The sequence below is a fragment of the Alkalihalobacterium sp. TH-98 genome (assembly GCF_057473385.1).
The window spans coordinates 78,723-92,588 of sequence record NZ_JBYCKM010000014.1; the positions used below are offsets into that span (position 1 = coordinate 78,723).

Below are 13,866 nucleotides of genomic sequence, written 5' to 3' on the forward strand. Positions count from 1 at the left end.
CATGAAACAAAAGAAAGAATGTGTGGGAATGTTATTAGCTGGAGGGGAAGGCAAAAGATTAGGCCTTCTGACTAAAAAGATTGCTAAACCAGCTGTTTATTTCGGTGGAAAGTATCGAATTATTGATTTTACCCTTAGTAATTGCACGAATTCTGGAATAGATACCGTTGGTGTACTTACTCAATATGAGCCCTTGGCACTAAATACCCACCTAGGCATTGGAAGCCCTTGGGATTTAGATCGTCGTAATGGTGGTTTAAGTGCCCTACCGCCTTTTATCGAGAAAACTGGGGGCTCGTGGTATAAAGGAACGGCAGATGCTATCTACCAAAATATTAATTTTATTGAACAATACGACCCTGAATATGTACTGATCATCTCGGGCGATCACATTTATAAAATGAACTATGCGGCTATGCTAGATTTCCATAAGAAAAATAATGCCGATGCTTCCATATCCGTCATTGAAGTTCCTTGGGATGAGGCAAGTCGTTTTGGAATTATGAATACCGATAGCAACTATATCATTAATGATTTTGAAGAAAAACCGGAAAATCCGAAAAATAATTTGGCCTCTATGGGAATTTATATTTTCAATTGGAAAGTATTAAAATCGTATTTAATTGAAGATTCAACTTACCCATATTCGAGTAATGATTTTGGAAAGGATATCATTCCAAAGATGCTCGAAGATGGTAAGAACATGGTTGCCTTCCCGTTTAGAGGTTATTGGAAAGATGTCGGAACTGTTAATAGCTTTTGGGAAGCCAACATGGATTTATTAAGAGATTCTCCATCTCTACAGTTAAGTGATCCGAATTGGAAGATCTACTCTGTAAACCCTAATCAACCTCCTCAATATATTGCTCCTACAGCATCTATTGAGTGTTCGATGATTAACGAAGGCTGCTTGATTTATGGTAGTGTCTATCGTTCTATCCTTTTTTATGGAGTAGAAATTCAAGAAAACAGTCAAATTAAAGATAGTGTCATTATGCCAAATGTTACGGTTGGTAAGAATGTAACGATAGAGAGAGCTATTATAAATGATGGTACAATCATTCCGGATAATGTTGTCATTAAGCCAAGTACGCCAAAAGAAATTGTAGTAATAGACAAAGACACCGTTCTTTCAGATATTGCCGTTGTAAATGGATAAAAGATCTTAGGAGAGGATCTTATTAGTAGAGGGTCTTAGTAGAGAGGGTCTTAGTAGAGAGGGGAATGTTAAATGGATTCTATGATGGGTGTTATTAACTTAGATAGTGAATTAGATTTATTAAATGAATTAACGTATTTTCGTTGCGGGGCTGCAGTTCCTTTTGGGGGAAGATACCGATTAATCGATTTTGTCTTATCTAACATGACTAATGCTAAAATTAGTGATACTGCTGTATTTACAAGAAGAAAATATCGTTCCCTTATGGACCACCTGGGCACAGGTGCCGCTTGGGACTTAGACCGGAAGCGTGGAGGGTTATTTATTCTTCCGCCTGACTGGAATGATCCTTCTGACATATCGCAAGGAGATCTTCAGCACTTTCATAATAATCGTGATTTTTTTGATAGAGGAATTTCTCAATACGTATTAATTACAGGTAGTCAAAATGTATGTAATATCGACTATAACCATGCATTTAAATATCATTTAGAAACAGGTGCAGATGTAACCGTGATCTATAAACCTGTACCAAACCTTGAGGAAGAACATAAGCAATGTCATAAAGTAGAAATGGATGAGACCGGAAGAATTACCGCTGTCACTAACGACCACTTCAACCATTTTGTTTCCTTAGATATGATGATTATTCATAAGAAACTGCTCATGGATATTGTTGACCATTGTATAGCAAGGCGAATGGATAACTTCTTTAGAGATGGCATTATCCAAAACTTAGACCAACTGAAAGTTATGGGGTATTCCTACCATGGGTACTTAGCGGTGATCAATTCGATTGAAAGTTACTATAAACATAGTATGTCTTTACTTGACCCTAAAGTTTATCGAAACTTATTTTTTAATGAAAACCTTATTTATACAAAGGTAAAAGATGAACCTCCTGCCAAATACTTAAAAGGCTCTTCTGTTAAAAACTCATTAGTCGCAAATGGTTGCGTCATCGAAGGAACAGTTGAAAATAGCATCCTATTCCGGGGAGTTCATGTCGAAAAAGGAACTGTCATTAAAAATTCAATCGTTATGCAACGTTGTGATATTAAAGAACACGGCAGACTTGAGAATGTCATATTAGATAAAGATGTCGTGTTATCACCCGAACGAACACTTGTTGGTTGCAGCGAACAACCATATGTAGTTGCAAAACGTAAAGTCATTTAATTAAAATACATTATTATAATTACGTTTAATAGGTGGACCAGACTTATTAAACATCATCAAGGAGATGGAAAAATTGAACGTACTCTTCATTGCATCAGAATGTACACCATTTATTAAGACAGGTGGATTAGCCGATGTGATCGGCTCTCTGCCTTCCTCTTTAAAAGAAACTGGTGTTAATGTATCCATTATGTTACCCAATTACAGTGACATCCCGGAAGAATATAGAGACCAAATGAAACTTATTAAAACATTAACGGTTCATGTCGGATGGAGAAAACAATATTGCGGGTTACTTCAGTTCGTTCATAATGGCACCACTTATTATTTTATCGATAATGAATACTATTTTAAACGAAAAGGATTATATGGACACTATGATGATGGCGAACGCTTCGCCTTCTTTAATCATGCCGTTATTGACTCCTTACCTTATTTAGAAGACAAACCAGACGTTTTACATTGTCATGATTGGCAGACAGGATTAATTCCTGCCTACATTAAAACCATGTATACATATCAACCGTTTTATCGTGAATTAAAGACTGTTTTTACAATTCACAATTTGATGTATCAAGGAATTTTTTCTGCTACCATTTTTCATGATCTTCTTAACTTTTCGGATGAACATTATTTTGGGTTAGAATACAACGGGTGTATTAACTTCATGAAGGCAGCCCTTTTTCACTCAGACGTACTAACTACAGTAAGTGAAACGTATTCTAAAGAAATTCAATATCCATACTTCGGTGAGAATTTAGAAAGTATGCTCATCCATCGAAAAGATGATTTGCATGGAATTGTCAATGGCGTCGATTACGAAGAATATAACCCTGAAACAGACCCTTATATTTATAAATGTTATAGTCATTCACCGATTGAAAAAATGGTGAATAAACGCCTCCTTCAAGAAGAATTAGGTCTTCCTAAAGTTGAAGATGTTCCAATGATAGCTATCGTTAGTAGATTTGTAGAACAAAAAGGTTTTCCGCTTATTCGACATGTTTTAGAGGAATTACTTGCATTAGATATTCAACTCGTTATTTTAGGTACTGGTGATCCCGAGTTTGAGCATGCGTTCAGAGATGCCGCTGATCGCTTTTCAGACAAAGTCTCAACAAGTGTAACATTTAGTGAACCGTTAGCTAGAAAAATTTATGCCGCTTCTGATTTATTTTTAATGCCTTCTCGCTTTGAACCTTGTGGAATAGGGCAGCTTATCGCCTTACGATATGAAAGTGTACCTATTGTTAGAGAAACCGGAGGTCTTAAGGACACGATCCAGCCTTACGACGAGTTTTCATATAACGGCAATGGCTTTAGTTTTACCAATTATAATGCACATGACATGTTATATACGATTAAACGGGCCCTTCGTTTTTATAAAGACAAAGAACACTGGTCCAAGATCTTAGAAAATGTTTATCAATCAAATTACTCGTGGGAACAATCGGCCAAACGTTATACAGATTTGTATATAAAAACCTTAGAGGTTTAAGGAGTGGGGATTATGTTTTCTAGTAAAGAGTCATTTAAAGTTGCTTTAATTGAAAGGTTAGAAAAAAAGTTCGGTAAAGATGCAAAAGAAGCATCACCCATTGAAATCTATCAGACGATTGGAACGCTTGTAAAAGAGAAGATGAATAAAAGTTGGGTTGAAACTAATAAACACTATTTAAACAATGAAGAAAAACAAGTTTATTATTTTTCAATGGAATTTTTATTAGGCCGTTTATTGGAAAGTAATCTGCTGAATACAGGTACACTTACAACTGTAAAGGACGCATTATTAGAACTAGGAATCGACCCTGAACAAATTTTCGATCAAGAGCATGATGCTGGTCTTGGTAACGGCGGACTTGGCCGGCTTGCAGCTTGTTTTTTAGATTCTCTCGCGTCGTTAGAACTCCCTGGCCATGGGTGCGGGATTCGTTATAAGTATGGATTATTCCAACAAAAACTAATTGATGGTCATCAAGTTGAACTTCCTGATTATTGGTTAGAAGAAGACTATGTGTGGGAAGTTCGTCGATCTGACAAAGCGATTGGGGTTCGCTTCGGCGGAAATGTCCACCCCGAATTTATTGATGGTCGTTTAACTTTCCATCATACGAACTATGAAACGGTTATGGCTGTACCTTATGATGTCCCAATTGTCGGCTATGAAAATCAGACGGTTAATACGTTACGCCTATGGAGTGCGGAATCTACTACCAACGACTTTAACTTCCATTCTTCTAATCGAAACGACTATTACAAATACCTAGAATATAAGCGTTCTATTGAGTCCATTTCTGAGTTCCTATACCCTGATGATTCCTACTTTGAAGGAAAACTGCTTCGGTTAAAGCAACAATATTTTCTCGTTTCTGCTGGAGTTCAAAGCATTATTAAAATGTTTAAAGAAAAATATAACAATGACCTAAGAAAACTGCCCGACAAAATTACAATGCAAATTAATGATACCCACCCAAGCTTAGTTATTCCTGAGTTAATGAGAATATTAATGGATGAAGAAGGTTTCGGTTGGGATGAAGCATGGGCGATTACTACAGAAACAGTTGCTTATACCAACCATACGACTTTAAGTGAAGCGTTGGAAAAATGGCCCGTTTCCCTAGTACAACAACTCATTCCACGAATTTATATGATCATTGAAGAGATAAATGAACGTTTTTGTCAGATGCTATGGTTTGATTTCCCTGAACTTCGTGAAAAGATTTCACAAATGGCCATCATCGCTTATGACCAAGTACATATGGCGCATCTAGCAATTGTCGGAAGCTTCAGTGTAAACGGTGTAGCGAAAATTCATACCGATATTTTAAAACAAAAAGAAATGAAAGATTTTTATACGGTTTATCCTAGCAAATATAACAATAAGACAAATGGAATTACTCACAGACGATGGTTATTGAATGCTAATCCAAAACTAGCTGACCTGATTACCAATACAATCGGTAAAAGGTGGATCAGCCAACCAAAAGAACTGATTGGTTTACTAAAATATGCTTCAGACCCGTCACTTCAGGAGAAAGTGAGAAATGTGAAACAAGACAATAAACGCAAACTAGCAAGATTAATTAAAGACCAGTGCGGTATTACTGTCGACGAACATTCTATATTTGATGTCCAAATTAAACGACTCCATGGATACAAGCGTCAACTGATGAATATCTTCCATATTATTCACCTATATAATGGACTTCGCGAAAATCCAAACATAGATATGACTCCTCGTACATTTATCTTTGGAGCCAAAGCAGCACCAAGCTATTATTTCGCAAAAGAAGTTATTAATCTTATTGTCACAGCAGCAAACTTAATTAATAATGATCCACTCGTAAACAATAAATTAAAGGTCGTCTTTCTTGAGAATTATAGTGTATCTCTTGCCGAAAAAATAATTCCTGCCGCAGACGTCAGCCAGCAAATTTCCACAGCGAGCAAAGAAGCATCTGGAACAGGTAATATGAAATTAATGATGAATGGTGCCTTAACTCTTGGGACATTAGATGGTGCCAACGTAGAGATTAAAGAAATGGTCGGTGACGAGAATATCTTTATTTTCGGCTTAACAGCACAGGAAGTCCTAAACTATTATCAGTTTGGCGGATATAACGCAAGACATATTTATAACTCAGACCATCGGATCCGGACCATTCTTGATCAGCTAGTTAATGGCTTCTTTAATAAGGATGAATATGAATTTAAAGATATCTACTATAATATTTTATCTAACAATGATGAGTTTTTTGTATTAAAAGACTTTGACAGCTATATCGAGGCTCAAGAAATGGTCGATCAAAATTACCGGGATCAAAACACGTGGTTAAAGAAAAGTATTACGAATATCGCTCACTCAGGTAAATTTTCTAGTGACCGAACAATATCCGAATATGCTAGTGAGATATGGCGCCTTAGTCCAGTGCACGTTTAAACGAAGTATCTGTTAAATTATAATTAATTTATATTAAAAACTCCTCTATTGGTGTGGACCGAAACGGTTGCTTCCACCATGAGGGGTTTTTGTATTATTCTCTAAATAATAGACTTCAACTTAGATTGCCCCTAAAACATTCCATAAGTTACCTATTGACAAATGTGTCTTTAGACATAAGGCTAAATATTTTTTTACAGTAAAATATCCCCCCTCGTATATTAAGTAACTCCTCCCTATTCCCTGCTCTGCAAGATTTATGACATTACTTTTCTACTCTTTTCGCAAAACCATATTCCCAAATATGAAAAATTGTCGAATAATATACAAGGCTAGTAAAAAAATTGCGGAATTTGACACATAGTTTTTGTTATGGGGAGAGGTTTACATTGTCTGATTACAAAGTAATTACTAAAACTCGACAACAAAGAATTTTAGCTGAGAGAAATAAAACATGTAAAATGAGAAGAGATAAAGTCGTACGGTATGCTTTAGCAGGAGCTCTTGTAACAAGTGCTTTACTCAACCTTAATAGTGCGACAGGTAAAGCGCTCGCATGCAGCTCTGAATATCAAGTAAAGTATGGTGATACTCTTTATTCGCTCGCTAAAAAGCATCGGGTTACCGTTCAAGACATTATGTCGGCAAACGATCTTACGACAGATTTCCTTAGAGCTGGACAACTTTTATACCTGCCAACAAACTCGAGTCATAACAACACTGACATTCCCTCTCAAACTGAAAGCTCGAATGATGATGTAACCATTGACAATATAAATTATAAAGTGAAACAAGGAGATAGTCTTTTTTCTATCGCTAAAAGGTACCAAATTACAATAGAAGAAATTAAATCGACAAATCATTTAACATCTGACCTCATTAGAGTCGATCAACTGCTCGTTATACCAAAAACAACAACTACTATCAGTGAAAGCAAACATAAAAACCATCCAGAACGAAGTCATTTACACGAAAGCCATACAACTGCCATATACACAGCAGTAGCTGGCGACACATTATGGGGCATCGCACAACGCTTTAATATTTCTGTAGAAGCTATTAAGCGTGATAATAGACTCAAAAGTGATATTATCCTAATTGATCAAAAACTAATGATTAAAAAAAATGACATTAAAAAGAGTTCGGCTACTGTCGAAGGAATTGTTGATAACATCTCAATTGAGGTTCTAATTGGGGGAGAGCATAAAGTTCTACAAATCCCATACGGCACAGCAAAGAAATTCGATAAATTGATTGGAAAAAACGTCAACCTGGTTTACATCAACACTAACCGTCCTCACCTTGTATCAATAGAAAATTAAGATATAAAGGCTAAACCAATTTCAAAGTATGGTTTAGCCCTTTTCGTTATTCCGTTTCCTCTCTAATTTGAAGAGCGACATGTGGATAGTCTGTAAATATGCCAGTCACTCTACTTTGAAAAGCCTGTTTCATCATTTGATTATCATTAATAGTAAAAGGCCTCACTGAAATGCCTGCTTCCATCAGAGCCTTTAGCTCACTTTCTAACATCATTGGATAAAAGTAGTGAAACCCTCTTGTGCCAGTTGATTGGATATAAGATAGTGGTTTAAACAATCCAGCAACAACAATTACCGCTGTCTCTACTGGTGTTGCCTCTTTTTCTATACTAGCAATTAACACATGATCAAAAGAAGAAATTAGAATGCGATCACTCATACCGTGGCGACCAATCAAATGCTTAACCGTTTCCCACATTTCTTGGCGTTCCCACGATGGACATTTTAACTCTAAATTAAGCTTGAAAGTGTAATCTTTTGCCCAGATTAATACTTCCTCTAAAGTCGGAATTCTCTCTTTCCGAAATTGTTCACTGAACCAAGCACCAGCACTGTATGTCATTAATTGTTCTAGTGTATGGTCACGTACCATTCCTTTCCCTTCAGTTGTACGCTCCAACGTTACATCATGAATAATAACAGGTACTTTATCTTTCGTTAATTGTACATCTAATTCAATCCCATCAATAGGCAGCTTTGCCGCTGCTTTGAAAGCAATCATTGTGTTTTCAGGATAAAGGCTGGACAATCCCCGATGTGCAAATACTTCCGTATGTACCTTTTGCATTCCTTCCCCTTCTTTCTTCCCTTTTTATTGTTGCCACTAGTAAACTTTGTACGTATGTCTTTTAGATATTCAAAACTTTCCGCTTTATTCCTCTATAAAAATTTAAAGCTATTGATCCTGTACCATTTCCTTACCTTTTAGTTCGTAAAACAATTCTTTCAGGCTTGCAAAGATATATGTTGGTTTTTGCTTTACTTCTTCTTGCGTTTGGCCATCTGTCAGTAAAATGGTATCCATTCCTAAAGCTTGACCTATAGCCACATTACTAGCTAATGAATGACTAACCATTACTGCTTGGCCAGATTGATTATTAATTTTCTTTAATAACACTTGCTGCGTCCATATTGATGGTTTCCCCGTTACATTAATCTTCAATCTATCAATCGGTTGTTCCCCGATAAAAACTCTTGCTATTGATCCTGATATCATTTTGTTTGGATTAGATCCATATAAATCAGGATTTAACAAAATAAGCTTTGCTCCTCGTTGTAATAGAGAAAAAGCATCTTGCAGTTCTCGACTTTCTAAGGTTATTGTCAACGAGAGAATTACATAAACCTCTCCCTTCGTTTTCTCGGTGGCGGTAGCTACAATATGAATTCCTTTTTTGCGCATCTCTTCTTTTATCAGGTCGGAACCTGCAATAAACACACTTATCATTTTAACTTTGTCACTAAAGTAATCTTGGATAGCGTGCATCGGAGTAATGATTTGATTTAGAGCTGCTTTTACTCCATATAATTCTAATTGCTTTTTTATTGATGTGGAGCAATCGAGTTGGTTCGTTAAAAAATAAACTTTTTTACTTTTTTGCTTCAATAATTGAATGACTTCACGGATGTACGGAATTGTCAGGTTACCAGTTACTATCATACTATCTAAATGAAAGAAAAATATTTTGTATTCCTTCATCGGTGCCTCCCAAAGTGTTCATTTACATTCTTTCAAACATGTTTAAAGTTCTGTAATATATTAGTAAAATATACCAAATAATTATTAAGAATATATTAATTAAACATGAATTTCTAATTAAAAAAGAGGAAAAACCAAGATGGCTTTTCCTCTCTTTTTTATATAATTAAACATTTTTGGGGAAAACGTTTGAATTATGCAGTAACTCCAGCAATTGCTTGCTCTACTGGTACATATGACATATCTAAAGCTTTAGCTACCGCTTCATATGTGATTGCACCATTCGCAGCATTAACTCCTAATTTTAATGCTGTACTATCCATGATTGCTTGTTGTACACCTTTATTAGCAATTTGCAATGCATAAGGAACTGTAACATTCGTTAATCCGATCGTAGATGTGCGTGGAACAGCACCTGGCATATTAGCAACTGCATAGTGAACAACACCATGCTTAACATACGTTGGATTATCGTGAGTTGTAATCTGGTCAACCGTTTCGATAATACCACCTTGGTCGATCGCAACATCAACAACAACTGAACCTGTTGTCATGGATTGGATCATTTCTTCAGTGACAAGCTTTGGTGCTTTAGCTCCTGGAATAAGAACAGCTCCAATAACGAGATCACTTTCTTTTACTGCTTCAGCTATATTTAATGGATTCGAAATTAATGTTTGAATAGAGTTTCCAAAAATATCATCAAGTTGACGTAAACGCTCAGGGCTTAAGTCGATCATTGTTACTTCGGCACCTAAACCGATTGCAATTTTCGCAGCATTTGTACCAACTACGCCGCCGCCAATGATAGTCACTTTTCCTCTTTTCACACCAGGTATACCTGATAGTAAAATACCTTTTCCACCTTTTGGTTTTTCAAGGAATTGAGCACCAATTTGTGCAGCCATACGTCCTGCAACTTCACTCATTGGAGTAAGTAATGGAAGAGTACGATTCACTTCAACTGTTTCGTAAGCAATAGCTGTAACTTCTTTTTCAACTAATGCTTGAGCTAAACTTGGTTCTGCTGCTAAATGCAAGTATGTGAATAAAATTAATCCTTTACGGAAGTATTCATACTCTGATGGAAGGGGTTCCTTCACTTTCATAACCATTTCTGCTTGGCTCCAAACATCTTTGGCAGAAACAATAATTTGCGCACCTGCTGCTGCATAATCTTCGTTCGTAAATCCGCTACCAACTCCTGCTTGGTCTTGAATTAATACGTGATGACCTGCGTTTGTTAGTGTCACAACACCTGCTGGCGTAAGTGCAACGCGGTTTTCATTATTTTTAATCTCTGTAGGAACGCCGATAATCATTGGACATGCCTCCTATAAACTAATTACTTTAATTACAGTATATAGATTAGAAAGATTTCTGGCTTTGTTAAACTCCTAAAAAAAGAGCAAGTGTCTTTGTGTATTTTAACAAAGTTACTTGCCCATCCACCTTCTTATTTTAAACTCTAAGTATAAATCCAGCTTTAATTTAGGATCTTTCAGCTTTATTCCTGTTAACTCCACAATTCTTTTCATTCGATAGTTTAATGTATTGGGATGTACATGTAGTTCTTTAGATGCTTCAGTTACATTCCCATCCATATTCAAAAACACTTCTAAAGTTTCCAATAAATTCGTTTGATTTTTTTCATCATACTCAGTTAAGAACGAAATCGGATAACAATCAATATTGTCTTCCGCTTTTCTCTCAATCATAATATCTAAGTATTTAAAAACACCTAATTCCCAATAACCATAAGTTGATGTTAACTCACCTACATAAGTTTCTTTCAAATCTATTACAGTAAGTGCTTCACGATAGGCTTTATCGATTCGTTCAATTTTGCTATATAACTGACTACACCCACCTATTACTTGAATAGCGCCTTTTTCTTTTCCACTAAGAGAAGTAACAATGTCTTCTATTATAATTGGAAGCTTTTGTAACGTAATACGTTGGTGTTTAGGTGAGAGAAACAGTGTAAAATCGTATTGGTCAATATGATAAAAGATCATTTCTAAGTCTTGATTGGCGTGGAGATACGTAATGAACTGCTGTTCTTGTCTTGAGGTTATCCTAGTCGAAAATCGAAAACTAGCAATAGCAAAGCGTTCCGGAATTTTTACTTGTAGTTTATTAAACCCTTCGATAATGTCTTCTCTCTTTTGATAACTATTATTTAATAATCTCCAAAAGAAACGTTGCTGCCCTTCTGTTTCCTTCCGCTGCTGTAAGCGATGCTTAATCAAAAACATTCGTAAGGTTTGTGCTGCCACCGTTAATAGGTCAAAACCAACTTGATCTATCGTATTTTCCATTTCGATAACCCAAATATATCCTAAAACGTCGTCTTTTTGTCGAATCGAAATGGCGACTCGATTTCCTAAGCCGATATCTTCAATTGCTTTTATTCGTAAAGGTTGATTACTTTCATTTAACTTTTGTATAATTCCTTGCTTCCACAACCGTTGCGTTACTTTAAAAGGTACTTGACGACTAATGATCGTCTCCAGCCTGGCAGGGTCTGTATGAATATCATGTTTACTATAGGTAATTAATCGATGGGTCTCATCTTCAAGTGTCACAGGACAATGAAGCAATTCACTAATTTTATCGACCACTTCCTGTAAGTTACTAAACGCAACTTTAAATTCATTTTTCTTTGAGTTGTAATCACTCATATTTAATCCCCTTGCTTCTCCGTCTTCTACTCCTCTTATTGTACCGAATTTTTGATCTCCTAACTAGAAAAACCGTTTCAAAAGGGGCAATATAATGCAGTTAAATCCTTCAAAAAATGTTATCTATAGAGCTGATTTTTCACTTTTTTAATAAATCTTATAAAAACCCTACTTTTACACTAAATTGATAGTACTTACTTTTTTTTACATGATAATTGAACTAACTTTAACGAGAAAAAGTAGATTTTCTCACAATACTTTTATCGCATTTATAAAAATTCAATATATCGAACAAAGCGCTCTTTAAACTAAGTCCCGCTACTAATCTACTACAAAATTTCGAATGTCGAAATACCAAGAACGTTAAATATAGTGAACATGAAAAAATATAGCTATAATCTGAAATGTAATAAAATTCAAATAATTGGAGGTTGTTTCGATTGAACAAAAAGAAATTATTTATTAATACTACACTGGCAGGAGTCCTTGCATTCTCCGCATTTTCTCCTGTTGTATTTGCACATGATGCGCTGGAGGAAGGCGTTTCTAAAGAAGCTTATGTATTCGATAGTGAGGCCCTTCAAACTTTAACCCACTCCATGACTGGACAGAAAAACCTTTCGTTCCTTAGAGAAGCTGCAGCCGTACAAATTGAAAAAAATAATGGTGTTCAAAATAATATGGCGGATGTCTATGCCCATAAAGGCTTTGCTTATACTGGTACCCATACTGCAAATGGCGCGAACGGTGGCGTAAGAGTCTTTGACCTAAAAGATCCTTCAAATCCCGTTGAAGTAGCGGTTTTTGCAGATGAAATTCCAAATACTTGGCAAGAAAAAGTAATTGTTAAATCTGTTAATACTCCACATTTTAAAGGAGACCTAGCAGCAGTAAGTCTACAGCAAACCTCTAGAAATAATGCTAACAGACCCAACAGTGTCGGCGGTGTGTTACTTTATGATGTAACCGACCCTTATAACCCAGAGCGCTTAGGCTTTTATGAATTAGATCGAATAATTACAGGGACACATGAGCTCTACTTAACAACGCAAGGAAATCGTGCTCTTGTTCTAGCTTCAAATCCATATGCAGACTATTACACTCACGGAGAACAGAAAGACTTTCAAATTATTGATGTAACTAACCCAGCAGAACCTGAATTATTATGGCAATGGGATCCAAGAGAGTTAGATGAAGTCGCAGAAGATTTCAACGGTTACCACTGGGCATCTCCAGACGGGAAAACACGCCCTGTATTTAACCATAGTGTAATTACCGACAATAACGCACAACATGCTTATGTGTCGATGTGGGATTTAGGAACAGTGATTTTCGATATTAAAGATCCAGAAAATCCAGTTTACCTTGGGCGAACAGAATATGCAGACAACCAAAAAGGTGCAGCTCACTCTGCAGCACTTGCTAAAGGTGGAACTGTTCTGATTGAAACTCGTGAAATCGCTAATCCACACGGTGCAGGATACGAAAGCGCCTACGGTTATACACGCATTTTTGATATTAAAGATAAAACAAATCCAGTATTACTAAGTGAATTTAAAACAGACTTAACGTTTGATTTCTCTGCTCCTGTTGTTTCGTTTGCTAAGACGGTCCATGATCCAAAAGTTCACGGCAACACTTTATACTTATCTTATTATTCTGGCGGTGTTCTAGCCGTCGATATTACCGACCCTAGTAACCCAGTAGAAATTGCTCGCTACACACCAGAGAGGTCAAACGTTTGGGGCGTATTTGTAGATCGAAACTATGTATTAGCATCTGACATGGGCCAAGGACTTAAAGTTCTTCTAAAAAACAATGGTAACGGTAATGGTAGAAACTAAACCACTACCTTCCAAACTACAAACGAAAAGGAGTTCCCT

Annotated in this window: 10 protein-coding genes; 6 read left to right on the forward strand and 4 right to left on the reverse strand. The window is 36.2% G+C overall.

Features of this window, described 5'->3' with window-relative positions; all coding sequences use genetic code 11:
- Nucleotide 1 precedes the first annotated feature (1 nt).
- The 5 genes from AC2VNP_RS06645 (at nucleotide 2) to AC2VNP_RS06665 (ending at nucleotide 7,600) form a co-directional block, all read left to right on the forward strand.
- Nucleotides 2-1,159 carry a glucose-1-phosphate adenylyltransferase gene (locus tag AC2VNP_RS06645; protein WP_486916580.1) on the forward strand — a complete coding sequence of 386 codons (1,158 nt, stop codon included), beginning with the start codon at nucleotides 2-4 and terminating at the stop codon, nucleotides 1,157-1,159.
- A 72-nt stretch (nucleotides 1,160-1,231) separates the two neighbouring features.
- The gene (glgD, locus tag AC2VNP_RS06650; protein ID WP_486916581.1) at nucleotides 1,232-2,338 is read left to right on the forward strand and encodes a glucose-1-phosphate adenylyltransferase subunit GlgD; all 1,107 of its coding nucleotides are present in this window, start codon (nucleotides 1,232-1,234) and stop codon (nucleotides 2,336-2,338) included.
- 73 nt (nucleotides 2,339-2,411) lie between these two features.
- Complete coding sequence (gene glgA, locus AC2VNP_RS06655) at nucleotides 2,412-3,836, forward strand: glycogen synthase GlgA (RefSeq protein WP_486916582.1); 1,425 nt, start codon at nucleotides 2,412-2,414, stop codon at nucleotides 3,834-3,836.
- A gap of 12 nt (nucleotides 3,837-3,848) precedes the next feature.
- On the forward strand, nucleotides 3,849-6,278 hold the full coding sequence (locus AC2VNP_RS06660; protein WP_486916583.1) for a glycogen/starch/alpha-glucan phosphorylase: 2,430 nt from the start codon (nucleotides 3,849-3,851) through the stop codon (nucleotides 6,276-6,278).
- A 389-nt stretch (nucleotides 6,279-6,667) separates the two neighbouring features.
- Nucleotides 6,668-7,600 carry a LysM peptidoglycan-binding domain-containing protein gene (locus AC2VNP_RS06665; RefSeq protein ID WP_486916584.1) on the forward strand — a complete coding sequence of 311 codons (933 nt, stop codon included), beginning with the start codon at nucleotides 6,668-6,670 and terminating at the stop codon, nucleotides 7,598-7,600.
- A 46-nt stretch (nucleotides 7,601-7,646) separates the two neighbouring features.
- On the opposite strand, the gene AC2VNP_RS06670 is transcribed toward AC2VNP_RS06665, so the two are convergent.
- From AC2VNP_RS06670 to AC2VNP_RS06685, 4 genes are all read right to left on the reverse strand, one after another.
- Nucleotides 7,647-8,387 (reverse strand): glycerophosphodiester phosphodiesterase family protein, encoded by a 741-nt coding sequence (locus AC2VNP_RS06670; RefSeq protein ID WP_486916585.1) that lies wholly within the window; start codon nucleotides 8,385-8,387, stop codon nucleotides 7,647-7,649.
- A gap of 108 nt (nucleotides 8,388-8,495) precedes the next feature.
- The gene (locus AC2VNP_RS06675) at nucleotides 8,496-9,299 is read right to left on the reverse strand and encodes an HAD-IIA family hydrolase (RefSeq protein WP_486916586.1); all 804 of its coding nucleotides are present in this window, start codon (nucleotides 9,297-9,299) and stop codon (nucleotides 8,496-8,498) included.
- A gap of 194 nt (nucleotides 9,300-9,493) precedes the next feature.
- Nucleotides 9,494-10,621, reverse strand: a complete 1,128-nt coding sequence (ald, locus tag AC2VNP_RS06680; RefSeq protein WP_486916587.1) for an alanine dehydrogenase — start codon at nucleotides 10,619-10,621, stop codon at nucleotides 9,494-9,496.
- 114 nt (nucleotides 10,622-10,735) lie between these two features.
- Nucleotides 10,736-11,983, reverse strand: a complete 1,248-nt coding sequence (locus AC2VNP_RS06685) for a PucR family transcriptional regulator (protein WP_486916588.1) — start codon at nucleotides 11,981-11,983, stop codon at nucleotides 10,736-10,738.
- A gap of 440 nt (nucleotides 11,984-12,423) precedes the next feature.
- Here AC2VNP_RS06685 and AC2VNP_RS06690 point away from each other — a divergent pair, with 440 nt between their 5' ends.
- Complete coding sequence (locus AC2VNP_RS06690; protein WP_486916589.1) at nucleotides 12,424-13,827, forward strand: LVIVD repeat-containing protein; 1,404 nt, start codon at nucleotides 12,424-12,426, stop codon at nucleotides 13,825-13,827.
- Nucleotides 13,828-13,866: the final 39 nt, after the last annotated feature.

Excerpts from the sequence above, each read along its gene's own strand:
- AC2VNP_RS06645 (WP_486916580.1), top strand. The coding sequence starts at position 2 with ATGAAACAAAAGAAAGAATGTGTGGGAATGTTATTAGCTGGAGGGGAA.
- glgD (WP_486916581.1), top strand. The coding sequence starts at position 1,232 with ATGGATTCTATGATGGGTGTTATTAACTTAGATAGTGAATTAGATTTA.
- AC2VNP_RS06660 (WP_486916583.1), top strand. The coding sequence starts at position 3,849 with ATGTTTTCTAGTAAAGAGTCATTTAAAGTTGCTTTAATTGAAAGGTTA.
- AC2VNP_RS06670 (WP_486916585.1), bottom strand. The coding sequence starts at position 8,387 with ATGCAAAAGGTACATACGGAAGTATTTGCACATCGGGGATTGTCCAGC.
- AC2VNP_RS06675 (WP_486916586.1), bottom strand. The coding sequence starts at position 9,299 with ATGAAGGAATACAAAATATTTTTCTTTCATTTAGATAGTATGATAGTA.
- ald (WP_486916587.1), bottom strand. The coding sequence starts at position 10,621 with ATGATTATCGGCGTTCCTACAGAGATTAAAAATAATGAAAACCGCGTT.
- AC2VNP_RS06685 (WP_486916588.1), bottom strand. The coding sequence starts at position 11,983 with ATGAGTGATTACAACTCAAAGAAAAATGAATTTAAAGTTGCGTTTAGT.